Genomic DNA, 24,753 nt, shown 5'->3' with positions numbered 1-24,753 from the left:
CCGTCGAGCTGGTTGCGGGAGGCGTCGTGACACGTACGCGCAAGCCGGTGGTGCCGGGGTGGTTCACCGGTGGAGAGGACGAGGGGGACGCGGCGGGCTTCCGCCTTCTGGGCACCCGGTGCGGTGCCTGCGGTGCGGTCTTCTTCCCCCGTGCCGACTTCTTCTGCCGCAATCCCCGCTGTGACGGCACCGAGTTGGCGGAGGTGCCGCTGTCGCGGCGCGGCACGGTGTGGTCGTACACGGACGGGCGCTACCGGCCGCCGCCGCCCTACGTCTCCGACCCCGGCGTGCCGTGGGAGCCGCACACCCTGGTCGCGGTGGAGCTGGCGGCGGAGCGGATGGTGGTGCTCGGGCAGGCCGCGCCGGGGGTCACCATCGCGGACCTGCGGGTCGGCATGGAGGCCGAGGTGGTCCCCGGGGTGCTGAACGAGGATGCGGACACTGTGTGGACGACGTGGTGGTGGCGGCCCGTCGGACCGGAGGAGGCCCCGCGAGGGGGCGCGGCGGGAGGCGGCCGTGACCGGTGACATCGCCGTCCTCGGGGCGGGCATGCACGCCTGGGGCAAAGCGGGCCGCGGCTTCGTCGAGTACGGGACGGTGGCGGCGCGCGCCGCGCTGGCCGACGCGGGACTGGCGTGGGCCGACGTGCAGTCGGTGGTCGGTGCGGGCACCGTGCGCGGCGGGTATCCCGGTTACGTGGCGGGGGCGGCGTTCGCGCGGGCGCTGGGCTGGCAGGGCGCGCGGGTGACGAGCGTCTACGCGGCGTGCGCGTCCGGTGCCCAGGCCATCGCCACCGCGCGGGCGCAGATCCTGGCGGGCCTGGCGGACGTGGTGCTGGTGGTCGGCGCTGAGGCGGCGCCGAAAGGCTTCTTCGCGCCGGCGGGCGGCGACCGGCCCGACGACCCCGACTGGCTGCGCTTCCGGCTGCTGGGGGCCGCCAACCCCGCCTACTTCGGGCTGTACGCGCGGCGCCGGATGGCCCTGTACGGGGACACGACCGACGACTTCGCGCAGGTGAAGGTCAAGAACGCGGCGGCGGGGGCGGTCAATCCGTACGCCCGCTACCGCACGGCGGTGACGGCGGCGGAGGTCGCCGCGTCACCCGTGGTCGCCGATCCGCTGCGGTTGCTGGACATCTGCGCCACGTCGGACGGCGCCGCGGCGCTGGTCCTGTGCGGTCCGGACTACGCGCGGCGCAAAGGGGTGCGGGACCCCGTCCGTATCCGGGCCGTCTCCACCGCGACGCCGGAGTACCCGCGGGCCGACCTGGACCTGCCGGACATCGCGACCGATTCGGCCGCCGTGCCGGAGCCGCCGGCCGCCTTCCGGCCCTCCATCGCCCGCGCCGCCTACGAGGAGGCGGGGCTCGGACCGGACGACCTGTCGCTCGCGGAGGTCTACGACCTGTCCACCGCGCTGGAACTCCAGTGGTACGAGGACCTCGGCCTGTGCCCCGCCGGTGAGGGCGCGAAGCTGCTGCGCGAGGGCGTGACGGCGCTCGGCGGGCGGCTGCCGGTGAACCCCAGCGGCGGCCTGGCCTCGTTCGGTGAGGCGGTGCCGGCGCAGGCGATCGCGCAGGTCTGCGAGCTGACGTGGCAGTTGCGCGGGCAGGCGGGTGCGCGGCAGGTGCCGGGTGCGCGGGTGGGGATCTCGGCGAACCAGGGGCTGTTCGGGCACGGGTCCGCGGTGGTCGCGGTGCGGTGAGGCGGCGGGCCGCCGCGCGGCCCCCTGCGCGTGCGGCCGCATCCGTTCGAGTGCGCCGGAAGGATGCGTGAACAGTACGTGAATCACCCGTCGGCACTGCCCTGAGCGGGCATTCTGCTGCCGTGCCTGCCTGGACGGACCAGCTCCGATTCGCCTTCCAGCCCGTCGTGAACCTGGCGACCGGCTCGGTCGCCGCCCTGGAGATACTCGCCCGCCCCGAACGCGGCGACGTGCTGACGGCGGCGCGCCGCTCCGCCGACCTGGACGACGAGCTGGCCGGTCTCGCCGTACGGTCGGCCGCGCGGCAGGAGACGCTGCTCCCGCTGCACGTCAACGTGTTCGCCACGACGCTCGTCGAGCTGCCGGGCCTGACCGCGCTGCGCAAGGCCGTGCACGACGCGGGCCGGCGGCCGTGGGAGATCACGGTCGATCTCGGCAGGCCGTTCACGCACGTGCCGCGGCGGGCGCTGCTGGAGGCCGTGGCGGGGCTGCGGCAGGACGGGTACCGCATCTGCGCGGACGGGGTCGGCGACGGGGACCTGCCGCTGCGGCTGCTCGGCGACCTCGCCCCCGACCTGGTGAAGCTGGACGCGTCCTTGTGCGAGGGGCTGGACGACGACCGGGGGCGGCGGGCCGCCGTGGCCGCGATGCGGCAGCTGTGCGAGGTGCTGGGCAGCCTGCTGGCGGTGGAGGGGGTGGAGACCGAACGGCAGTACGCGGCGGTGCGCGAGGCGGGCGCCCAGCTCGCGCAGGGGTTCCTGTTGGCGCCGCCCGCGCGGCGCCCGGCGGCCGGTGTCTACGTCCCCGAGCCGCCGGAGTACGGGCCTGTGGCGAGCGCGTACGTGGGCGGCGGGCGGCCTCTGCCCCCGGCGGGGCCGCCCGTGACGCAGTTCCTCCAGCCCGCCGCGCTGCTGCCGATGTCCGCCTCGGCAGGCGCGGTGCGCAGCCACCTGACCGGTTTCCCCGGGGTCTCCGGCGTCCTGCTGGTGGACCCCGACGGCGTGCCGGTACGGGCCATCGACCGCGACCGGTTCCTGCTGTCGCTCTCCGGCCGGTACGGGCACGCGCTGTACGCCGACCGCCCGGCGCTGCGGCTGGCCGACCGGCCGCGGACGGTGGGCGCCGACGCCACCGCCTGGGAGGTGCTGGACGTGGTCACGGGCGGCCACCGCGACCGTACCGGCGACGACGTGGCGGTGGTGGACGAGCAGGGCCGCTGCGTGGGCGTGGTGCACCTGGCCGACATCCTGCGGGCGCTGGCCGAGAGCCGGGTGGAGGAGGCGGCGCGGCTCAACCCGCTGACCCGGCTGCCCGGCTCCGACGCGGTGAACGCGGAGGTGGACCGGCGGATCGCCGACGGCCGGGCGTTCGCGCTGAGCTGGCTGGACGTGGACGGCTTCAAGCAGGTCAACGACGGAGCCGGGTTCGCGGCGGGCGACACGCTGATCCGCGCCGTGGGGCACGCGCTGGCGCGGACGGCGGCGGAGCTGCCCGCGGCGCGGGTGGGGCACATCGGCGGAGACGACTTCCTGGTGCTGGCCGGCCCCGGCGAGGTGGAGCCGTTCGCGGCCGCGGTGCTGGACGCGCCCTGGTCGGCGGGCGGGCTGCCGGTCACACTGTCGCTGGCGACGGTGGAGTGCGCGCCGGGCAGCGTGCGCGGGCACGAGGAGGCAGCGGCGGCGCTGGCGCCGTTGAAGAAAGCGGCCAAAGCCCTTGCAGGGGCGAGTAGTTGGGTGTCGGGGCGGCCCGGGACACGGGGGCACGAGGTGCGCCGGGGGCGGCGGCGCGGGGACTGAGCCCCGCCCCTTCCCGGCACCTTGACGCCCCGTTACCTGCGGTGAACACTTCCGGGTGTCCGTCGGCATCGCCGCAGCCAGGCATCCAGGCCGCGTGGCGGCGTTTCGCGCTGCCCGACTCCCCATGGGCGGTTCCGACGTACCGGCACGCTCGACGCGCACGCCGCGCGGGGCGCGGTGGCCGAGCGCCCGCCGCCCTCCCGTGGCACGGAAGTACGCACCCTGCACGGAGGACCGGGGGCCACTCCCCCGGGCCAGGGACAAGGAGCCGCCATGTATTCCAACGGGGACATTTTCGTCGGCGAGGTCATCGGCACCGCCGTCCTGATCCTCTTCGGCGCGGGCGTGTGCGCCGCCGTCACCCTGCACCACTCCAAGGCGAGGGCCGCCGGCTGGGTGGTCGTCGCGTTCGGGTGGGGTTTCGGCGTGCTCGCCGGGGCCTACACCGCGGCGCCGCTGTCCGGCGGGCACCTCAACCCGGCGGTGACGCTGGGCTCGGCGGTCGCGGGCGGCACGGAGTGGTCGAAGGTGCCGCTGTACATGGCGGCGCAGCTGGTGGGCGCGGTGCTCGGTGCCGTACTGGCGTGGGCGCTGTACTACGCGCAGTTCGCCGCCAACGCGGAGGCGGACAAGGCGCAGCCGACCCTGGGCGTCTTCGCCACCGCCCCGGAAGTGCGCAACCCGGCCGCCAACCTCGTCACCGAGATCATCGCGACCGCCGGCCTGGTGCTGCCGCTGCTGTTCTTCGGCAAGAACGAGGGCATAGGTATCGGGCAGGTGCCCGGCGCGGACGCCGGTGTCTACGGCTCCGGCATCAACGTCCTGCTCGTCGCGCTGCTGGTGGCCGGCATCGGCCTCTCGCTCGGCGGGCCCACCGGGTACGCCATCAACCCGGCCCGCGACCTGGGGCCGCGCATCGCCCACGCACTGCTCCCCATCCCCAACAAGGGCACCTCCGACTGGTCCTACGCCTGGATTCCGGTGGCCGGCCCGCTCGTCGGGGCGGTGCTCTCCGGGCTCGTGTTCACCGCGGTCTACTGACCGGCGGCGGCACCCGGGCAGGCAGTGGGGACCGGCAACGAGGAGTCAGGAGACGTCATGACGGACGGCACGACGGACAGGTACGTCGCCGCGATCGACCAGGGCACGACCTCCAGCCGCTGCATCATCTTCAACCAGGACGGCGCGATCGTCGCCGTCGACCAGCGCGAGCACCGGCAGATCTTTCCCAAGCCCGGCTGGGTGGAGCACGACGCCTCCGAGATCTGGGCCAAGGTGCAGGCGGTGGTGGCGGGCTCGCTGGCCAAGGCGGGGCTGCGCGCCGACCAGCTCAGCGCGCTGGGCATCACCAACCAGCGCGAGACGACCGTGCTGTGGGACCGGTCCACCGGCAAGCCGGTGCACAACGCGGTCGTCTGGCAGGACACCCGTACCTCCCGGCTCTGCGCCGAGCTGGGCGGCGCGGACGGCCAGGACCGCTTCCGTGACGCCACGGGCCTGCCGCTGGCCAGCTACTTCTCCGGGCCGAAGGCGGCCTGGCTGCTGGACAACGTGCCGGGCCTGCGGGCGCGGGCCGAGGGCGGCGAGATCGCTTTCGGGACCGTCGACTCGTGGCTCATCTGGAACCTGACGGGCGGTACGGACGGCGGCGTGCACGTCACGGACGTCACCAACGCCGGGCGCACGATGCTGATGAACCTGCACACCCTCCAGTGGGACCCCGCGATCCTGTCCGCGATGCGGGTGCCCGAGGCGATGCTGCCGGAGATCCGCTCCTCGGCGGAGGTGTACGGGACGGCGGTCGGGCAGCTGCGCGGGGTGCCGGTGGCCTCGGCGCTGGGCGACCAGCAGGCGGCGGTGTTCGGGCAGACCTGTTACGGCGTCGGCGAGGCGAAGAACACCTACGGCACCGGCTCGTTCCTGCTGCTGAACACCGGCGGCCGGCCGGTGCCCTCCAAGAGCGGGCTGCTGACGACGCTGGGCTACCAGCTGGGCGGCGAGGCCCCGGTCTACTGCCTGGAGGGGTCGATCGCCATCACCGGTGCGCTGGTGCAGTGGTTCCGGGACCAGCTGGGCATCATCGACTCGGCGGACGAGATCGAGGACCTGGCGGCGAGCGTCGCCGACAACGGCGGCGCGTACATCGTCCCGGCGTTCTCGGGGCTGTTCGCGCCGTACTGGCGCTCCGACGCGCGCGGCGTGATCACCGGGCTGACCGGCTACGTCACCAAGGCCCACCTGGCGCGCGCGGTGCTGGAGGCCACCAGCTGGCAGACGCGCGAGGTGGTGGACGCCATGTACCAGGACTCCGGCGTGCAGATCACCGCGCTGAAGGTCGACGGCGGCATGACCGTCAACAACCTGCTGATGCAGCACCAGGCGGACGTGCTGGGCGTGCCGGTGATCCGGCCGGTGGTCGCGGAGACGACGTGCCTGGGCGCGGCGTACGCGGCGGGGCTGGCGACCGGCGTGTGGCAGGACCTGGACGAGCTGACGGCGCACTGGAAGCGGGACACGGAGTGGACGCCGCGGATGGACGGGCCGACGCGGGAGCGCGAGTACGGCAACTGGCGCCGGGCCGTGGAGCGGAGCTTCGGGTGGCACGAGGGGGGTGACGGGGGCGCCTGACCGCCTCCTGGGCGCCCGCCCGTACGCGACGGGCGGGCGGCAGGCGTACGGCCCGTACCCCGGACGGCGAAGTACGGGCCGTACCTCCGCGCCTCAGGGAAGCGCGGGCTCGCGCCGCCGGGCGCTCACGTGCATCGCGTGTTCCACGACCGCGATGAGCACGTCCCTGGCGGAGTCCTTCTCGCGCGCGTCGCACAGCATCACGGGCACCTCGGGGTCCAGGTCCAGCGCGTCGCGAACCGTTTCTGCCGGGTAGCGTTCGGCGCCGTCGAAGCAGTTGACGGCCACCATGAAGGGGATGCCGCGCCGTTCGAAGTAGTCGATGGCGGCGAAGGACTCCTCCAGGCGCCGGGTGTCGGCCAGCACGACCGAGCCGAGCGCGCCGCGGGCCAGTTCGTCCCACAGGAACCAGAAGCGGTCCTGGCCCGGCGTGCCGAAGAGGTAGAGCACCAGGTCCTCGCGGAGCGTGATGCGCCCGAAGTCCATGGCGACGGTGGTGGTCCGCTTGCCCTCCACCCCGACGAGGTCGTCGACCGGGCGGCCCGCCTCGGTCAGCCGTTCCTCGGTGCGCAGCGGCTTGATCTCGCTGACCGCGCCCACCAGGGTCGTCTTGCCCACGCCGAAGCCGCCCGCCACCAGGATCTTGAGGGTGACGGGGTCGGCGGCCTGTTTGCGGCGTCGTTCAGAGCGCCCGAAGACCATGGCTGTCCTCTCCCGGTGCGCCGCTGGTGGTGCTCGTTCGCATCCTTGGTCCTTGCAGTTCGTGGGGCGGGCGGGCCGCTGTCACAGCGCCCTGAGCCCGTCGATCACCTCGCGGAGGATCTGCTCGTCGGGCAGCTCCGCCGGGGGCACGGGCCGGCTCACGTGGACCAGCTCCGCGTCCAGCAGGTCGCCGATGAGGACCCGTACCACGCCGAGCGGCAGGTCGAGTTCGGCCGCCAGCTCCGCGACGGACAGCGGCGCGTCGCGGCACAGGCCGACGATGTCCACGTGCTCCGGCGACAGGGTCTGGTCGTCGAGCGGTTCGCCCTGCCGGTCCTCGGCGATCACCAGGGCGATCAGGTCGAGGTGGGGTTCGGCCTCGGTGCTGGTGCGCCCGCGGGTCATCGCGTACGGGCGCACCACGGGGCCCGCGTCGTCGTCGTACCAGCTGGCGTCCCGGTACCCGGCGTTGTCCGGGCCGTCTGTGGTCATGGCGTCACCGTGCCGTCATCCTCCGGTCAGCCGTCGGCGGGCTGCCCGGCCCGGGGCGCGGTGCCCAGGTGGGCGCCCACCCGCTTGACGAGCAGCGTCATCTCGTACGCGACCAGCCCGACGTCGGAGTCGGCGTCGGCGAGGACGGCGAGGCAGCTGCCGTCGCCCGCCGCGCTGACGAAGAGGAACGCTTCGTCGAGCTCGACCAGCGTCTGCCGTACCCGGCCGGCCTCGAAGTGCCGGCCGACTCCCTTGGCCAGGCTGTGGAAGCCGGAGGCGACCGCCGCGAGGTGCTCGCTGTCCTCGCGGGTCAGGTCGGCCGACGCGCTGGTGGCCAGGCCGTCGCTGGAGAGGATGAGCGCCTTGCGGATGCTGCCCACCCGCTCGACCAGTTCGTCGAGGAGCCAGCTCAGCTCGCCCGAACCCTGCGGGTCCTTCGACTCGGCACTGGCCGCTGCTGCCTTCGGTGCGGTCATCGACCGTCCCCTCCCGGTGTGTTTCCTGGTGCTGTGCTGTCGCTGCCGTCCCGCCGGCCGTCGTCCTCGCCGTTGTCCCGGCGGCCACGCTGCCAGCCGCGCTGGAGCGAGGTCATGCGGGCGCGGACGTCCTCCGCGTCGCGGTCGTCCGCCGCGCCGCCGGGTCCGGTGCCGGACGCGTCCTGCGCCGCGGGCTCGGCCCTGAGCTGGGGGGCGAGACTGGCCTGCCGTACGCGGCGGGGCAGTCCTCCTGCTGTCGTGGCGGGCCGCTCGGACGGGGCCAGGCCCGTACCCGTTGTCGTACCGGTGTCCATGTCCGCATCCGTGTCGCCGTTCGTGTCCGCGTCGGAGCGTACGTCGCCGCGTGCCGCGCCGTCGACCGGCCTGCCGTGGTCGGAGACCAGCACGGGCGCGCGGTGCCGGCGCGGCAGCGGCGCGGGTCCGTCGCCGGCCGGGGCCTGGTCGCGGGTCTGCTGGTGCTGCTCCGGCGAGGCCGCGGGCGGCACCGGCGTGACGCCGTGCGCGCCGTCGCGGCGGGGGCGCAGGCGGGCGCGCTCGGCGTCCCGGTCACGGGTTCCGCGGCCGGTGTCGCGGGGGCCGCGGGGCGCGCGGGAGCCGAAGAGGCTGTCCTCGTCGTCCGTTTCCGTCTTCCGGGCCGGCCCGGCAGGTCCCTCGACGGCCGCCGGCATCCGGCCGGCCGGTTCGGGCAGTGGTACGGGCACCTGGGCCAGCGCGGCCAGCTTGCCGCCGGGTGCCTCCAGCTCCCCGGTCCGGCGCCCGTCGATCCGCCGGCTGCCGGTCTCCTGGCCGTCCTCGCGGCCGGTGTCCTCGGTGAGGAGCGCGGCGGGGATGAAGACGACGGCGGTGGTGCCGCCGTACGGGGAGGGCTGGAGCGAGACGCGCACGCCCTGGCGCTGGGCGAGGCGGCTGACCACGAACAGGCCGAGCCGGTCGGTGTCGGACAGTTCGAACTCGGGGGTCTCGGCGAGCCGCAGGTTGGCGTCGAGCAGGACGTCGGGCTTCATGCCCAGGCCGCGGTCGTGGATCTCCAGGGTGAAGCCGTTGGAGACCCGCTCGCCGACCACCTGCACCGCGGTGTGCGGGGGCGAGAAGACGGTGGCGTTCTCCAGGAGTTCGGCGATCAGGTGGGTGAGGTCGGAGACCGCGGGGCCCTGCACGGCCAGCAGGCGCGGCAGCCGGCGCACCTCGATGCGCTCGTAGTCCTCGACCTCGGCGACCGCGGCCCGCACCACGTCCATCAGCTGGATGGGCTTGCGCCACTGCCGGGAAGGGGCCGCGCCGGAGAGGATGACCAGGCCCTCGGCGTGCCGGCGCATGCGGGTGGTGAGGTGGTCCAGGCGGAAGAGGTCGGCGAGTTCGTCGGCGTTCTCGGTACGGCGTTCCATGGTGTCCAGCAGGGTCAGCTGGCGGTGCAGCAGTACCTGGCTGCGGCGGGCGAGGTTGACGAAGACCTCGGAGACGCCGCGGCGCATGTCGGCCTGTTTGACGGCGGCCTCGACGGCGGCCCGCTGGAGGGTGTTCAGCGCCTGGCCGACCTGTTCGGTCTCGCTCTGGCCGAACTCCCTGCGCGGCGCCTCGGCCTCGATGTCGACCTGTTCGCCCGCGGCGAGGCGCCGCATCACGCTGGGCAGCCGGACGCCGGAGACCTCGTGGGCCTCCTTGCGCAGCCGGATGAGGTCCTTGACGTGCCGGCTGCCGATGCGGACCGAGACGACGACGGAGACCAGCAGGGCCACGAAGCCGAGGACGCCCGCGACGGCGGCCTTGACCAGGACGGCCACGGCGACGGGCTCGACCCGCTCCTTGTAGCGGTCGCCGGCCTCCCGGCCCATCCGCTGGAGGTCGCCGAGGACCTTGCCGGCGGCGGTGTTCCAGCGTTCGGCGTTGACGGCGCGGGGCGCTCCGGACGGGCCGCCGTCGATGATGCGGTCCTCGTAGGAGGTCAGTTCGCGGGCGGGTGCGGACTGCCAGTAGTCGGTGAAGACGGCCCGGTCGTCGCCGGGCAGCACGGGCAGGCTGGTCGCGTACAGGACGCGGCGCTCGGCGACGCGGTCGGCGAAGCCGCGCAGGTCGCGCTTGCCCATGGTGCCGGACGCGATCGCCGCGGACATCAGCGCGTCCTCGCGGGAGACGGCCTCCCGGGCGCGGGTGACGTTGACCAGGGCGCGGCCCTGCTTGTCCATCTCCACGTTCTCCAGCGCGTGCAGCGCCGCGAGGAACTCGTAGTTGGGGTCGACGAGGGCGTTGTACGCCTCGAACGCCGCGTCGCGGGAGATGGTGTTGTCCTCGATCTGGGTGCGCAGCGAGGTCAGCCGGCCGAGGGCCTTGACGACGTCGTCCATCCGCTCGCCTGCGACGCCGTTGAGGTCGTCGCGGACGGCGGGTTCGGCGGCGTTGTCGCGCAGCTTGGTGACGACCTTGTCGGTCTCGCGGGTGCGCTTGCGCAGTTCGCCCAGCGCGTTGGCGCCGCGCCGGTCGGCCAGGTACAGCAGGCTCTGGCGGCGCTCTTGCTGGAGGGCCTGTACGGCGTCCTCGGCCGGGTAGCCGAGTTTGGCGACGACGCTGCCGACGTCCAGCAGCTGGTTGGCCTCGCGCCCGGTGAGGTACGTCGCGAAGGCCCACATGGCGGTGAGGGACACCAGCGGCACCAGCAGCAGCGCTGCGATCTTCCGAGTGATCGTCTTCCCTCGAAAGCGCATGGCCTCCCCTACGTCAACCCCGGCGCACGGGGGGTGGTGTTCCGTCAACAAACGGCGCGAGCCTACTACTCTCGACAGCTCTGGCCGAAGCCCCGTTCGGACGATGGATCCGCAGGTCAAGGGCGGATCGTCCCCAGTTGTCGGCTGATTCCAGGACAACCTGCCCACCCATGTGGTCTCGAACACCACCCTCGTGCACAGGCGTACGCCGGAGCGGTTGGCCGAAAATCACATCGACCGGGAACCGGGCGGCGTCCCCGTTCGTGACCATGGTGGGTGGTGGTGCGTCGTCACCACAGACATGTCATGGGTGAAAGCCGGGCAGTCACCTGGAGAACGGGGCAGGCGGGTACGTGCGGGTACGGGGAGAGTGACGCCAACATGGACCTCGAAGACGGTGACGCCCACCTGGTCGGCGGCAGGCGTCCCTTGTGGCAGGAGGAGCCGGCCACCCGGTACCGGATGCCGGACCCGGTGCGTACGGCCGCGGTGCGCGCGGTCATCATCGCGGCGGTGACGCTCATTCAGGCCATGGTGGCGTTCCTGTGCACGATGGCGGGCGCCTGGCTGGCCTTCCCCGCCGTGCTCAGCACGGTCGCGAGCACGGTGGTCGCCACGTGGGCGGTGCTGGACGTCTGGGTCACGCGCCAGGTGTGGGTGCAGCGCAACGGGGTGCGTTCGCAGCCCAGCAGTACGGCCAGGACGCTGCGCCGGGAGCGCCGGCAGGCGCGGCGGGAGGGCCGGGCGGCCCGCAAGGCTCCCGAGCCTCCGTCGAGAGTCGGCGGCGCAGCCGCATGAAGGGCCGGGGCCGGTTGACGGCGAGCGCCGCGGTGGTGCGTCCGTCGCGTTCGTAGACGGCCAGGAAGCTCCGGTCGCCGGGGTCGCCCTCGACGATCCGCACGGTGTCGTGCGGTCCGCGCCGCCCGGCCAGCTGGAGCCGCGCGCCGTACTGGTCCGACCAGAAGTACGGCAGGGCGGTGTGCCGCGCGACGGTGGTGCCGGCGAGCAAATTGCGCACGGCCGTCGCGGGCTGTTCGGTGGCGCTGGTCCAGTGCTCGGAGCGGACGCCCGCGCAGCGCGCCACGTCGCCCACGGCCACCACCCGCGGGGCCGCCGTCACACCACCCGCGTCGCACACCACGCCGTCGTCCAGGCGCAGTCCCGACCCGGTCAGCCAGCCGGTGGCGGGGCGTGCCCCGATCCCGGCGACCACCGCGTCGGCGTCCAGCAGCCGCCCGTCGGCGAGTTCGACGGCCCGGACGCGGCCCGTCCCGTCGCCCAGCAGCCCTTTGACGCCGGTGCCGCACAGGAGCCGTACCCCGTGGTCGGCGTGCAGGGCGGCGCACACGCGGGCCATGTCGGTGCCGAGTTGCGGCACCAGCGGCAGGGGTGCGGCCTCGACGACCGTCACGTGCAGTCCGAGCGCGGCGCACGAGGAGGCGACCTCGGCGCCGATGAATCCGCCGCCGACGACGACCACGCGGGGCGTCCCGTCGTGCAGTGCGGCGCGCAGGGCGACGGCGTCGTCGGCGGTCCGCAGGGCGTGCACGCCGGCGAGCGGCGGTCCCGGCAGGGTGCGCGGGGCGGCTCCGGTGGCGATGACGACGCCGTCGGTGCGCAGGGTGCGGACCGTGCGGCCGGTGTCGAGGGTCACCGTGCGTCCCACGGTGTCCAGTGCGGTGGCCCGGGTGCCGAGGTGCCATTCGGCGGCGAGCGCGTCCTCCTCGTCCCGGTCGCACAGCCGGAGGTCCTCCGGCTCCGCGGCAGCGGGCGGCCACTGCGTGAGGAAGCTCTTGGAGAGCGGCGGCCGGTCGTACGGGCGGTGGCGTTCCGCGCCGACGATCACCAGCCGGCCGTCGAAGCCTTCGGAGCGCAGGGCCCGCGCCGCGTACAGCCCGGCCAGCGAGGCGCCGACGACGGTGACGGTCCTCATGCGTAGGCGTCTTCCCGTACGGTGGCCTCCCGCGCGGCGGGCCTGACGTGGATCATGCCGTCGGCCTCGGTGACCTCGTGGGTGCGGACGGGACGGCGGGCGGGGAGGCAGCTGGGCACGCCGGTGCGCAGGTCGAACAGGGCGGCGTGCAGGGGGCATTCGACCTGGCAGCCCTCGACCCAGCCTTCCGAGAGCGAGGCGTCCTGGTGGCTGCAGGTGTCGTCGAGGGCGTAGAGGGCGCCTTCGCTGCGGAAGACGGCGATGGCGGGTGTGGTGGCGTCGATCTCGATCCGTACGGCCCCGCCCTCGGGCAGGTCCTCGGTGCGGCAGACGGGAATCATCTGGCTCCCCCAGCGCTGATCGGTATCATGGCGTTTTGAATAACGCATCGCAGAGCGCGATGCGCAACAGAATCCAGACCGGGAAGCGCGCCGTCAAGGGCCCACCGGCGCTTGTCGGCCCCCGCTCCTTGCGAGGCGCCCCGCGGGGCCAACGGGTGGTGAAGCAAAGACCCATGTCGAAGACGACCGAGGCGGCCGGCGACCGGTCCGAGGAGAGGCGGTCAGCGGCCGGATCCGTCCAGTCCGTGGACCGCGCGGTGAGCGTCCTGGAGATCCTGGCCCGGCTCGGCGAGGCCGGAGTCACCGAGATCGCCGAGGAGTTGGGGGTGCACAAGTCCACCGCCTTCCGCATCCTGGGCGTCTTGGAGAACCGGGGGCTCGTGGAGCAGGAGCACGAGCGCGGCAAGTACTACCTGGGCGCCGGGGTGCTGCGGCTGGCCGGGGCCGCCGCCATCCGGCTGGACATCTCGCAGGAGGGCCAGCCGGTGTGCCGGGCGCTCGCCGACGACACCGGGGAGACCGCCAACATCGCCGTCCTGGACGGGGACGCGGCGGTCAACATCATGCAGGCGCGGGGCGCGGCCGCGGTCACCGCGTACAACTGGCTGGGCCGGCGCACGCCCCTGCACGCCACCGCGAGCGGCAAGGTGCTGCTCGCGCACCTGCCCAGGGAGCGCCGCGAGCGCCTGGTGGAACGCAAGCACGCCAGGTTCACCGCCAACACGCTGACCACGCCGGGCGAACTGCGCCGGCAGCTGACCGCCGCCGCGGGTGAGGGGTTCGCCTGCTCCCGCGAGGAGTTGGAGGTCGGGCTGAACGCGGTGGCGGCGCCGGTGCGGGCGCACGACGGTGCGGTGATCGGCGCGATCGGCGTCTCGGGCCCGGCGTACCGGATGGCGCGGGCGCTGCTGCCGGAGCTGGCCGGGCAGGTGGTGAAGGCGGCGGCGGACCTCTCGCGCCGGATGGGTTTCGCGGGCTGACGGACGGTGACCCGGCACCCTCTTGACGGATCGCTGACGGACTTCCAGCATGACTCTCATGGCGCAACACAGCGCGCCATGGGCAACACCCAGGGCTCACAGGGCGTTCGTCCGCCTCCCGCGGTTCCCTGCTCCTCCCCCGGTTCCCCGACTGGTCCACGCGGTCGCCCGCGTCCTCGCGGGCCCGGGTGCCCCGCCATCCCCCATAACGGCATCCGTGCCAGCTCCACGCACCCGCCCCTGCCCCCGCAGGCGCTGTTTAGGAGTGAGTCATGCCGCACGAAGCCCGCGCCGTCGTCGCCGCCAAGAAAGGCGCGCCCGTCGAGGTGCTGCCGATCCTCGTCCCCGACCCCGGGCCGGGCGAAGTCCTCGTCACCGTGCAGGCGTGCGGGGTGTGCCACACCGATCTGCACTACCGCGAGGGCGCGGTCGGCGACGGCTTCCCCTACCTGCTCGGCCACGAGGCGGCGGGCGTCGTCGAGGCCGCCGGCCCCGGCGTCACCGGCCTCGCGCCGGGCGACTACGTGGTGCTGGCCTGGCGGGCGCCGTGCGGCCGGTGCCGTTCCTGCCGCCGCGGCCGCCCCTGGTACTGCTTCGACTCCCGCACCGCGGGCCGGCCGATGACGCTGCTGGACGGCACGGCCCTGACCCCGGCACTCGGCATCGGCGCCTTCGCCGAAAAAACCCTGGTCGCGGCCGGGCAGGCGGTGAAGGCCGACCCGGCGGTCCGGCCCGAGGCGGCGGGGCTGATCGGCTGCGGGGTGATGGCCGGGTACGGGGCCGCCGTGCACACGGGGGGCGTGGGCAGCGGCGACACCGTGGCGGTCATCGGCTGCGGCGGCGTCGGCAACGCCGCCATCGCCGGGGCGTCGAGGGCCGGGGCGCGCCGCGTCATCGCCGTCGACATCGACGGCGGCAAGCTCGACGCCGCCGAGCGCTTCGGCGCCACCGACACCGTCGACTCCCGGGGCACCGACCCGGTCGAGGCGGTGCGCGCCCTGACCGGCGGGCACGGCGCGGACGTCGTGATCGACGCGGTGGGCCGCCCGGAGACGTACCGGCAGGGCTTCTACATGCGGGACCTGGCGGGCACCCTGGTCCAGGTCGGCGTGCCCGGGCCGGACACGCGGATCGAGCTGCCGCTGCTCGACGTGTTCGCGCGCGGCGGGTCCCTGAAATCCTCCTGGTACGGGGACTGCCTGCCCAGCCGGGACTTCCCGGTCCTGATCGACCTGCACCTGAGCGGCAAGCTGGACCTGGGGGCCTTCGTCTCGGAGACCGTGGGCCTCGCGGACGTGGAGGCGGCCTTCGCGCGGATGCGGCGCGGCGAGGTACTGCGTTCGGTGGTGGTCCTGTGAACGCGCGGGCCGGTACGGGCGGCCCGGTGCCGCCCCGCATCGTGATCGTCGGCGCGGGCATCGTCGGCTGCTCGCTCGCCGACGAGCTCACCGCGCGCGGCGCGCGTGACGTCACCGTCCTGGAGCAGGGCCCGCTGCACGCCCCCGGCGGCTCCACCTCGCACGCGCCCGGACTGGTCTTCCGCACCCACACCTCCAAGACCATGAGCGACTTCGCCGCGTACACGGTCGAGAAGTTCAGCGCGCTCGCCGAGGACGGGCGGCCGTGCTTCGACGCCGTCGGCGGGCTGGAGATCGCCACCACCGAGGAGCAGTGGGCCGAACTGCACCGCAAGGCCGGGTTGGCCGCCTCCTGGGGCATCGAGGGCGAGTTGGCCGACGCCCGGCGGTGCGCCGGGCTGTGGCCGATGCTGGACGCCACCAGGGTGCTGGGCGGTTTCCACACGCCCGGCGACGGGCTGGCGAGGGCGCTGCCCGCCGCCCGCGCCCAGACCCGGCGCGCGCGGCGCCGGGGCGCCCGCTTCCTGGAGCGGCACACGGTCACCGGGATCGAGCAGGACGCGGGCCGGGTGACGGCCGTCGTCACCGACCGTGGCACCTTCCCGGCGGACGTGGTGGTCTCGGCGGCGGGCTTCTGGGGCCCGGTGATCGGCGCGATGGCGGGCGTGTGCGTACCGCTGCTGCCGCTGGCCCACCAGTACGTGAAGACGTCCGTGCTCGCCGGGCCGGACGGCCGGCGGCCCGTCCTGCGCTTCCAGGAGCGCGACCTGTACTTCCGTGAACACGTCGGGGACGGCGCCGGGCCCGGCACGGGGCGGATCGGCATCGGGTCGTACGCGCACCGCCCGCTGCCCGTCGACCCGTACGCCGTCCCCGCCTTCGACGACGCGCCCGTGATGCCCTCCTCCCTGCCCTTCACGCCCGACGACTTCGCCCCGAGCTGGGAGGACAGCCGCCGGTTGCTTCCCGCCCTGTCCGGCGCCACGGCCGAGGACGGCTTCAACGGCGTCTTCTCCTTCACCCCCGACGGCATGCCGCTGCTCGGCGAGGCCCCCGAACTGCGCGGGTTCTGGCTGGCCGAGGCGGTGTGGGTGACCCACGCGGCGGGCGTCGCCAAGGCGCTGGCCGAATGGCTCGTCGAAGGCCGCGCCGCCACCGACGTGCACGAGTGCGAGATCAGCCGCTTCGAGGGCGCCCAGCGCTCCCCCGCCTACGTGACCGAGCGCGCCCGCCGGCAGTTCGCCGAGGTGTACGACGTCATCCACCCGCTCCAGCCGCCGCGCCGCCCGCGCCCGCTGCGGGTCAGCCCCTGGTACGAGCGGCAGCGCGAGCTGGGCGCGTACTTCCTCGAAGCCGCCGGCTGGGAACGCCCGCAGTGGTACGAGGCCAACGCCCCGCTGGCGGACGGCATCCCGCTGCCGGAGCGGGACGCCTGGTCGGCCCGGCACTGGTCGCCGGTCGCCGCCGCGGAGGCCCGCGCCACCCGGGAGCGCGTCGCGCTCCACGACATGTCGCCGCTCAGGCGCCTGGAGGTCAGCGGCCCCGGCGCGCCCGCCTTCCTCCAGTACATGACCACCAACCAGCTCGCGAAGAAGCCCGGCTCCGTGACGTACACGCTGCTGCTGGACCACGCGGGCGGCATTCGCAGCGATCTGACCGTGGCCCGGCTGGCGGCCGACCGCTTCCAGGTCGGCGTCAACAGCGGCCAGGACCTGGACTGGCTGACCCGGCACGCGCCCGCGGACGTGCGGGTCCGCGACCTCACGCCCGGCACCTGCTGCGTCGGCGTCTGGGGCCCGCGCGCCCGCGACCTCGTCCAGCCGCTGACCCGCACCGACTTCGGGCACCGCGCCTTCGGCTACTTCACAGCGAAGCAGGCGTACCTCGGCGAGGTGCCGGTGACCGCGCTGCGGCTGTCGTACGTCGGCGAGCTGGGCTGGGAGCTGTACACGAGCGCGGATCTGGGCCTGCGCCTGTGGGACACGCTGTGGGCGGCCGGGCAGCGCCACGGCGTGGTCGCGGCCGGGCGCGCCGCCTTCGACAGTCTCCGCCTGGAGAAGGGCTACCGCGCCTGGGGCCAGGACATGACCACCGAGCACGACCCGTACGAAGCGGGCCTGGGCCGGTCCGTCCGGATGGACAAGGGCGACTTCGTGGGGCGCGCGGCCCTGGCGGGACGGTCGCCGGACGGCGTGCGGCGCAGGCTGGCGTGCCTGACGCTCGACGACCCGGCGGCGGTCGTCATGGGCAAGGAGCCGGTGTACGTGGACGGGGCCCCCTCGGGCTACGTGACCAGCGCGGCGTACGGCTACACCGTCGGGCGGACGGTCGCGTACGCGTGGCTGCCGGCGCGGGCCGCCGTGCCCGGGACGGCCGTGCACATCGAGTACTTCGGGCAGAAGGCCGCGGCGACGGTCGCCGCCGAGCCGCTGTTCGACCCCGCCATGGAACACCTGCGCAGCTAGCGCGCTTCTGATGGAGGTCCGCTTGTCCCCCACCCATGACGTGATCGTGATCGGCCTCGGCGGCATGGGCAGCGCCGCGGCCCACCACCTGGCCGCGCGCGGGGCGCGCGTGCTGGGGCTGGAGAAGTTCGGCCCGGTGCACCGCCACGGCTCCAGCCACGGCGGTTCGCGCGTCACCCGCCAGTCGTACTTCGAGGACCCGGCGTATGTGCCCCTGCTGCTGCGCGCCTACGAGCTGTACGAGGAGCTGGAACGTTCCACCGGGCGGCGGATCGCCACGCTGTGCGGCGGGGTGATGCTGGGGCGGCCGGAGAGCCGTACCGTCGCCGGGTCGCTGCGCTCCGCCCGTACCTGGGACCTGCCGCACGAGATGCTCGACGCCCGGGAGATCCGGCGCCGCTTCCCGACGCTCACCCCCGCGGCCGACGAGGTCGCGCTCTACGAGGCACGCGCCGGATTCGTACGCCCGGAGAACACCGTCGCCGCACAGCTCCAGCTCGCCGCGCAGGGCGGCGCCGACCTCCGCTTCCAGGAGCCGGTCACCCGGTGGGAAGCGCTGCCGGGCGGGCGCGGCGTGCGGGTGCACACGCACGAAGGCGTCTACACCGCCGGGCAGCTGGTCGTCTGCCCGGGCGCCTGGGCTCCGCGGCTGCTGTCGGACCTCGGGGTGCCGTTCGGCGTCGAGCGCCAGGTCATGCACTGGTTCGAGCCCGAGGGAGGCACCGGTCCTTACGTCCCGGAGCGGCACCCCGTCTACATCTGGGAGGACGCGGACGGCGTACAGATCTACGGCTTCCCCGCCATCGACGGGCCGGGGCGCGGCGCGAAGGTGGCGTTCTTCCGCCGGGGCACCGGGTGCACGCCGGAGACCGTCGACCGGACCGTGCACGAGCACGAGGTACGGGACATGGCCGGGCAGGCGGCCCGGCTGCTGCCGTCCCTGCCCGGCCGCCACCTGGAGTCCGCCACCTGCATGTACACCAACACCCCCGACGAGCACTTCGTCATCGCGCGGCACCCGGCGCACCCCGACGCGGTCACGGTGGCCTGCGGCTTCTCCGGCCACGGCTTCAAGTTCGTGCCGGTGGTCGGCGAGATCCTCGCCGACCTGGCGCTGACCGGGCGGACCGCGCACCCCGTAGGGCTGTTCGCACCCGAGCGTCCGCGCACGGCCGCCGCCACCTCACCTTCCCCGTCCGCCTCAGGAGGCGTCCGATGACCCTCGCTGCCGAGAGCGCCGGAACCACCACGGGCGCCAGCCTCACCAGCACCCTCCCCGGCGCCCTCTACACCGACCCCGCCGTCTTCCGCCAGGAACAGGAGTACGTCTTCGAGTCGCTGTGGTTCTGCGCGGTGCGCGCCGCCGACCTGCGGCGGCCGGGCGCCTTCCGCACGGTCCGGGTCGGCCGGGAGAGCGTGCTCGTCGTCCGCAACCGGCGCGGCGGCTTCGGCGCCTACCTCAACGTCTGCCGCCACCGGGGCGCCCGGCTGTGCACCGAGGAGTCCGGCGAGGTCCGCCGCAACCTCCAGTGCCCCTACCACGCCTGGACGTACGACCTGGACGGGCGGCTGGTGGCCGCGCCCAACCTGCGGCGGATGCCGGACGTGGACCGGGCCGAGCGCGGGCTGCTGCCGGTCCGGCTGCGCGAGTGGCTGGGCTACGTGTGGGTGTGCCTGGCCGACGAACCGCCCTCCTTCGAGGAGACGGTGATCGGCGCGGTCGGCGCACGGCTGGGCGGCGCTGACGCGATCGAACGGTACGCGGTGGACGGGCTGGCCCTCGGGCGGCGCATCGGCTACGACGTGCGCGCCAACTGGAAGCTGATCGTCGAGAACTTCATGGAGTGCTACCACTGCGCCACCATCCACCCCGAACTCACCGACGTGCTGCCGGAGTTCGCGGACGGCTTCGCGGCGCAGTACTACGTGGGGCACGGCGCGGCGTTCGCGGACGAGGCCGAGGGGTTCACGGTCGACGGCAGCGGCGGCTTCGCCCGTATCGCGGGCATCGACGAGGGCCAGGACCGCCGCTACTACGCCGTCACCGTCCGCCCGCAGGTCTTCCTCAACCTCGTGCCGGACCACGTCATCGTGCACCGGATGTTCCCGGCGGCCGCGGACCGCACGGTCGTGGAGTGCGACTGGCTGTACGCGCCGGAGGTGGTCGCCTCGGGGGCCGACCTGACCCGGTCGGTGGAGCTCTTCCACCGGGTCAACGCGCAGGACTTCGCGGCCTGCGAGCGGACCCAGCCCGCGATGGACTCGCGGGCCTACCGGGCCGGCGGGGTGCTCGTCCCCAGCGAGCACCACATCGGCGACTTCCACCGGTGGGTCACCCGGCTGCTGCCGGGGGCTCCGGGTGCTCCTGAGATGCCTGGGGCACCTGAGGCTTCTCAGGCTCCGGCTCCAAGTCCGGCCCCGGCTCCGGCCGGGCCTGCGGCTGCTCGTCCTCGGGACGCCGGTACATCCGCGTCGCCGTGATCTGCCCGTGCACCGCCTCGGGACCGGAGTCCTGCTGCGGCAGGCCGGGCCGCAGGTGCTCCTCGACGCTGATGTACTTCAGTCCGGCCCGCAGGTCCGCGTCGTTGCGCAGGCGGATGACCAGCGGGAACTCGGCGAGCGCCGTGGTGTCGAAGAGGCCGGTGGTGTAGAGGAGCTGGACGCCGAGCGCGTCGGCGACGGCACGCTGGAGCTCCAGCAGGTACGTCGCGTTGGCGCGGCCGATGGGGTTGTCCAGGAACAGCGTGCCGGCGTGCCGCTGCTTGTCGCGGCCGCGGTCGTTGCTGCGCAGCGCGGCCATCGTGCAGTACAGGGCGATGGCCGCGGTCAGCAGCTGGCCGCCGGAGAACACGTCGCCCATCTGCCCGACCGGGACGCGCTCGGCGCGCAGCACCGCGTCCGGCTTGAGGATCTCCACGGCCACGCCGCGCGGCTGGAGCGCCGCGCCGACCCCGCGCAGCAGCAGGGACATGCCGTCCCGCCGCAGGTCGCTGTTCTTCTTGACCGCCGAACGCGTCGCCTCGTCGATGACCTCGCCCAGCCGCTCGGTCAGCGTGGCCTGGTCCGGGTCGTCGAAGCGGATGCGCAGGAACTCCTGGCCCGACCACTCCCCCAGGCCCTCGGGGAGCCGGGACAGCCGCTGGGCCGAGCGCAGCGTGGTCAGCGACGACTCGACCAGGCCGCGCAGCCGGTCCACGATGCTGTCGCGGTTGCGCTCCAGCTGCGCCAGTTCGTCGGTGAGCACCCGCAGCCGGGGCGCGAAGGCGTCGGCCCACTTGGCGGCGTGCTCGGGCAGCGCGGCGGCGGGCAGTTCGCGGATCTGCTGGCGGGCGGGCGTGCGGACCTGCTCGTACTTGGTGGAGTTGGCGTGCCGTACCAGCACGTCGCTCGCCTCGCGCACCGCCGCCTCGGCCGCCGACAGGTCGCTCGCGCAGCCGCGCAGCGAACGGCGGGACTCGGCCGCCGCCTGCCGTGCGTCCTCCACCCGGCCCGCGTACGGCTCGGGGCGCTCGCCCTCGTCCTCCTGGGCGTCGCGCAGCAGGTCGCGCAGCATGGCGGCGGTCTCGTCGAAGCCCGCGGCGGCGTCCTCTGCGGCGCGGTGGGCGCGCAGCAGCTCGGTGTGGGTGGCGCGGGCGGATTCCAGCGCGTCGTCGGCGGTGGTCAGTTCGGCGTTGGCGGTGCGCAGCAGTTCCTTCGCGCGCTCCGCGTCGCCGGGGATCATGTCCTCGGGCAGCGCGGTGTGCGCCTCTCCGTCGGCCGGTGCCAGCCGCTCGGCCTCGCCGCGCAGCCGGCCCAGCTGTTCGCTGGCGGCCGACGCGCGTGCCTCCAGGCGGGAGACCAGGGCCTCGGCGCGGGCGGCGGCGGCCTGCCGGGACGGGCCGTCGGCGGCGTCCGGACTCTCCAGGAGCTGTTCGGCGCGCGTGCGCACCTTGTTGGTGAGACGGTTCAGCTCGGCCAGGGCAGCGCTCTCGTCACCTTCCGCGCGGGCCTGTTCGGCGCGCAGGTCGGCGCCGACGCCCACCTTCTCGTAGAGCTGGGAGGCGGCGCGGTACGCCTCGCGCAGGGCGGGCAGCGAGGCGGTGGCGGGCTCGGCGCCGTCCGCGCCGACGTCGTCCGGCACACCGGCGATCTCGGCGCGTTCGGCGCGCAGCGCGTGCGCGGTGCGGCGGGCGTCGTCGGCGGCGCGCTGGGCGGTGCGGCGGTCCTCGTCGGCGGCCCGCGCCCGGTCCACGCACTCCTCGGCGCGCGCCTCCAACTCGGCCGATTCGTCGGCCAGTTCACGCAGCCTGGCCTGCCAGGAGGCGCGTTCGCGCAGCCGGTGGGCGAGCCCGGCGAGGGCGTCGGCGACCCGGCGGGCGCGCTGCGCGGCCTCCTGCCGCTGGTCGCGCACCCGCGCGGTCTCGGCGGCCTCCTCGTCGGCCTCGGCCCGTACCGTGCGGACCTCGGCCAGCTCCCCTGCGGCGGTGTCCGCGGCCGTACGCGCCTGTTCGGCGGCGGCGGCCAGTTCGGCGAGGCGGCCCTGCGGGCAGCCGGTGCGCCAGGAGGACAGGCGGGCGGCCAGCGCCCGGTCGCCGGCGAGCCGGGCCGCCAGCTCGCGGATCTCCTCGTCGCGCTCTATGGCGCGGGCCCGCAGCGCCTGGCGCTCCTCGTCCGCGGCGGACTCGTCGTGCATGGCCGGGTTCGGCGGGACCAGGAAGACGCCGCTGTCCTGGGCGTCGGGCGCGGGGGTGGGCGCGAGCAGGGCGGCGGCGGTGCCGACGGCGACGGTGGAGCGCGGCAGCAGCGCGGCCTGCGCGAGCACCTCGCGGGCGCGGGCGTGGGTCTCCGGGTCGGTGATGATGACGCCGTCGACCAGCTCGGGGCGGGAGGCCAGCACCCGGGTGTGGTCGGCCGGGTCGACGGACTGGGCGAGGTAGCGCCAGCCGGGCAGCGCGGGCACGCCGTGCTCGCCCAGGTACTCGACGGCGGCGAGCACGTCGGGTCCCGGCGGCAGCAGGCCGCCGTCGCCCAGCGCGCCGAGGATGCGGGCGTCGTCGGCGGCGGCGGTACGCAGGTCGAAGAGCTGGCGCTCGGCGGAGGCCACGCCCTCGTCGAGCAGGTCGCGCAGGTCGTCGGCGTTCCGGTCCAGCTCCTCGGCGGTCAGGGGGCCTTCGGAGGCGGGGCGGCGGGCGCGGCCCGGCCCGTCGCCCTCCGGGGAGTCGGCGTCCGTACGCGGTCCGGGCACGCCCGCCTTGGGCGCGGCCTGCGGCAGCCCGAGCAGTTCCGCGAGCCGCTGTTCGGCGCCGATCGACTCGGCGGCCTGCCGCTCGGCGTCGTACGCGCGCTCCGCGGCCTGGGCGGCGTCCTCGGCGCGGGCCGCGGCCAGTTCGGCGGCGGCGAGCCGGGTGGCGGCCTCGCGGGCCCGGTCGGCGGAGCGGGTGGCGGCCTCGCGGGCCGCGTCCCAGCCCTCGACCGTGGACTTCTCCGCGTCCGCCGCGGCGAGCGCGGCGCGCGCCGGGTCGGCGTCCGGGGCCGAGTCGTCGAGCCAGCCGGCCCGTACCGCCTCGGCGGTCTCCTGCTCGACCTCGGCCAGCCGCTGCTTGAGGTGTTCGGCCTCGCTGCGGGCGCGCTGCGCGTGGGTCGCGGCGGCGGTGGCGTCGCGGTGCGCCGTGTCGCTGGTGTCCTGGAGGGCGGCGGAGCGCTCCTCCTGCTCGTTGGCGATGCCCTCGCTGACGTCGGCCGCGGCCTGGAGGGCGCGCACCAGCTCGGTGGCGGCCTTCGTACGGGCGGCGAGCGCGGGCGCGGCGTCCCGCTCGGCCTCGCGGATGGCGGCCGCGACGCGGGTGGCCCGGTCGGCGGCGGCGCGGTGGCGCAGCACCGTTTCGGCGGCCTGCCAGGCGGAGTGCAGCGTACGGGCGTCGTTCAGCTCGCGGCGCTGGGCGGCGGCGCCCTTCTCGGCGGCGGCGAGCGCCAGCGACGCGTGCCGGTAGGCGATCTCGGCGGAGATCAGCGCGCGGCGCTCGCGCACCCGTTCGGCGTCGGTGACCGCGTGCGCGGCGGTGGCGACCTGCTCGGCGAACTCGGCGGCGCGGCCCCGCTCCTCGGTGCCGCGGGCGTGCAGCCGCCGGGCGAGCGTACGGGTCCGGCGTTCGGCGCCGGCGTGCACGTCACGGGCGGTCTCGCGCTGCTCGGCCGCCTCCGCGATGCGCGACAGGAGGTCCAGCGAACCGGCGGTGAAGTCGCGCTCGGCGGTCAGCTCGGCGCGGCGGCCCAGCTTGTGCGCGAAGCCGTGCACGAGGTCGGCGAGCCCGTCGGTGTCGCGGGTGTCGGTGACCGCGCGCAGCAGCAGGTCGGTGAAGTCGGAGTCGTTCTTGACCGCGAAGAGGCCGGCGGCCTCGCCCTCGTCGGCGTTCATCTCCCGCTGGTAGCGGAACAGTTCGGGGTCCAGGCCCAGTTCGCCGAGGTGCTCGTTCCACCGCTCGTGGATCTCGACCCAGGAGACGTCCAGGTTCGGGTAGTTCTTGCCGGCCTCGACGAGGACGTCGCGGAAGCCCTTCATCGTCCGGCGGCGGCCCTGCGCCCCCGAGGCGCCCTCGCCGCCCTCGCCGCGCGGCCGTACGACCGTGGCCTCGGCCACCGGCAGCGAGTCCAGGCTCATGCCGGGCCCCGGGCGGAAGCTGTACCACGCCTCGGCGAACTTGCGCGGGTCGTTGGAGACCTGCCGGCCGCGCCACTCGCTGACCTTGCCGACCACGATGGACTCGCCGGTGAGGGTGTGCTGCCACTCCAGGGCGACGTGGCCGCAGTCGTCGGCGAGCAGGAACTTGCGCAGCACGCCGGAGCTGGCGCCGCCGAGGGTGTTGCGGTGGCCCGGCAGCATCACCGAGAAGATGAGCTTGAGCAGGACGGACTTGCCGCCGCCGTTCTCCAGGAAGAGGACGCCGGCGGGGGCGGGCCGGCGCGGCGGGCCGACCGGCTCCTCCTCGAAGAAGTCCGCCTGTGCCGGCGCCGGGTCGGGCACGGGCGCGCCGACTCCCCGCAGGTCCAGCACGGTGTCGGCGTAGCGCGCACCGGCGGGCCCGATGGAGTAGAGGCGGACCCGGGACAGCTCGTACATGGCGGCGGACTCTCGTTGTGTGAGCGGACGGTGGTCGGTGGACCGGCGGACGGTGGGGCGGG

General features: G+C 74.7%; 16 protein-coding genes and 1 pseudogene. 10 read left to right on the top strand and 7 right to left on the bottom strand.

The window, feature by feature from the left end:
* Positions 1–26 precede the first annotated feature (26 nt).
* From ACH4OW_RS05650 to glpK, 5 genes are all read left to right on the top strand, one after another.
* A complete protein-coding gene (locus ACH4OW_RS05650) occupies positions 27–527 on the top strand; it encodes a Zn-ribbon domain-containing OB-fold protein (RefSeq protein ID WP_398025196.1) in 501 nt (166 codons plus the stop codon).
* Positions 517–1,704, top strand: coding sequence for a lipid-transfer protein (locus ACH4OW_RS05645; RefSeq protein WP_398025194.1), 1,188 nt, complete (start codon positions 517–519; stop codon positions 1,702–1,704). Before ACH4OW_RS05650 ends, ACH4OW_RS05645 begins: the two co-directional genes overlap by 11 nt.
* A 122-nt stretch (positions 1,705–1,826) precedes the next feature.
* The gene (locus tag ACH4OW_RS05640) at positions 1,827–3,500 is read left to right on the top strand and encodes an EAL domain-containing protein (protein WP_398025192.1); all 1,674 of its coding nucleotides are present in this window, start codon (positions 1,827–1,829) and stop codon (positions 3,498–3,500) included.
* A gap of 273 nt (positions 3,501–3,773) precedes the next feature.
* Entirely contained in the window at positions 3,774–4,541 is a 768-nt protein-coding gene (locus tag ACH4OW_RS05635) for an MIP/aquaporin family protein (protein WP_360138328.1), read from the top strand.
* Between the two features lie 57 nt (positions 4,542–4,598).
* On the top strand, positions 4,599–6,128 hold the full coding sequence (glpK, locus tag ACH4OW_RS05630) for a glycerol kinase GlpK (protein ID WP_398025190.1): 1,530 nt from the start codon (positions 4,599–4,601) through the stop codon (positions 6,126–6,128).
* Between the two features lie 93 nt (positions 6,129–6,221).
* On the opposite strand, the gene ACH4OW_RS05625 is transcribed toward glpK, so the two are convergent.
* The 6 genes from ACH4OW_RS05625 to ACH4OW_RS05600 all read right to left on the bottom strand — a co-directional run bounded on the left by ACH4OW_RS05625 (position 6,222) and on the right by ACH4OW_RS05600 (position 12,792).
* Positions 6,222–6,830, bottom strand: a complete 609-nt coding sequence (locus tag ACH4OW_RS05625; RefSeq protein ID WP_360138322.1) for an ATP/GTP-binding protein — start codon at positions 6,828–6,830, stop codon at positions 6,222–6,224.
* Positions 6,831–6,911: 81 nt separating this feature from the next.
* Positions 6,912–7,322 (bottom strand): DUF742 domain-containing protein, encoded by a 411-nt coding sequence (locus tag ACH4OW_RS05620; protein WP_360138319.1) that lies wholly within the window; start codon positions 7,320–7,322, stop codon positions 6,912–6,914.
* A 26-nt stretch (positions 7,323–7,348) separates the two neighbouring features.
* Positions 7,349–7,798 (bottom strand): roadblock/LC7 domain-containing protein, encoded by a 450-nt coding sequence (locus ACH4OW_RS05615; RefSeq protein WP_398025188.1) that lies wholly within the window; start codon positions 7,796–7,798, stop codon positions 7,349–7,351.
* Entirely contained in the window at positions 7,795–10,518 is a 2,724-nt protein-coding gene (locus ACH4OW_RS05610; RefSeq protein ID WP_398025186.1) for a nitrate- and nitrite sensing domain-containing protein, read from the bottom strand. Before ACH4OW_RS05610 ends, ACH4OW_RS05615 begins: the two co-directional genes overlap by 4 nt.
* Positions 10,519–11,158: 640 nt before the next feature.
* The gene (locus ACH4OW_RS05605) at positions 11,159–12,451 is read right to left on the bottom strand and encodes an NAD(P)/FAD-dependent oxidoreductase (RefSeq protein WP_398025183.1); all 1,293 of its coding nucleotides are present in this window, start codon (positions 12,449–12,451) and stop codon (positions 11,159–11,161) included.
* A complete protein-coding gene (locus tag ACH4OW_RS05600) occupies positions 12,448–12,792 on the bottom strand; it encodes a bifunctional 3-phenylpropionate/cinnamic acid dioxygenase ferredoxin subunit (protein ID WP_398025180.1) in 345 nt (114 codons plus the stop codon). The genes ACH4OW_RS05605 and ACH4OW_RS05600 overlap by 4 nt, the downstream gene beginning before the upstream one ends.
* A gap of 173 nt (positions 12,793–12,965) precedes the next feature.
* Here ACH4OW_RS05600 and ACH4OW_RS05595 point away from each other — a divergent pair, with 173 nt between their 5' ends.
* From ACH4OW_RS05595 to ACH4OW_RS05575, 5 genes and pseudogenes are all read left to right on the top strand, one after another.
* On the top strand, positions 12,966–13,772 hold the full coding sequence (locus ACH4OW_RS05595; RefSeq protein WP_398025178.1) for an IclR family transcriptional regulator: 807 nt from the start codon (positions 12,966–12,968) through the stop codon (positions 13,770–13,772).
* A gap of 272 nt (positions 13,773–14,044) precedes the next feature.
* On the top strand, positions 14,045–15,130 hold the full coding sequence (locus tag ACH4OW_RS05590; protein ID WP_360138301.1) for an S-(hydroxymethyl)mycothiol dehydrogenase: 1,086 nt from the start codon (positions 14,045–14,047) through the stop codon (positions 15,128–15,130).
* Complete coding sequence (locus ACH4OW_RS05585; RefSeq protein WP_398025176.1) at positions 15,127–17,595, top strand: FAD-dependent oxidoreductase; 2,469 nt, start codon at positions 15,127–15,129, stop codon at positions 17,593–17,595. The genes ACH4OW_RS05590 and ACH4OW_RS05585 overlap by 4 nt, the downstream gene beginning before the upstream one ends.
* Positions 17,596–17,617: 22 nt before the next feature.
* On the top strand, positions 17,618–18,814 hold the full coding sequence (solA, locus tag ACH4OW_RS05580; protein ID WP_360138295.1) for an N-methyl-L-tryptophan oxidase: 1,197 nt from the start codon (positions 17,618–17,620) through the stop codon (positions 18,812–18,814).
* Positions 18,811–19,947: pseudogene (locus ACH4OW_RS05575) on the top strand (aromatic ring-hydroxylating dioxygenase subunit alpha); the annotation flags it as partial. The gene solA and the pseudogene ACH4OW_RS05575, both read left to right, overlap by 4 nt.
* On the opposite strand, the gene ACH4OW_RS05570 reads toward ACH4OW_RS05575, so the two are convergent.
* Positions 19,928–24,691 carry a hypothetical protein gene (locus tag ACH4OW_RS05570; RefSeq protein WP_398025173.1) on the bottom strand — a complete coding sequence of 1,588 codons (4,764 nt, stop codon included), beginning with the start codon at positions 24,689–24,691 and terminating at the stop codon, positions 19,928–19,930. The pseudogene ACH4OW_RS05575 and the gene ACH4OW_RS05570 overlap by 20 nt on opposite strands.
* Positions 24,692–24,753: the final 62 nt, after the last annotated feature.

It is taken from the genome of Streptomyces sp. NPDC017056 (assembly GCF_044332485.1).
Classification (GTDB): Bacteria; Actinomycetota; Actinomycetes; order Streptomycetales; family Streptomycetaceae; genus Streptomyces.
The sequence above is the reverse complement of the archived record's forward strand: the minus strand, read 5'-3'. Positions and strand labels throughout refer to the sequence as shown.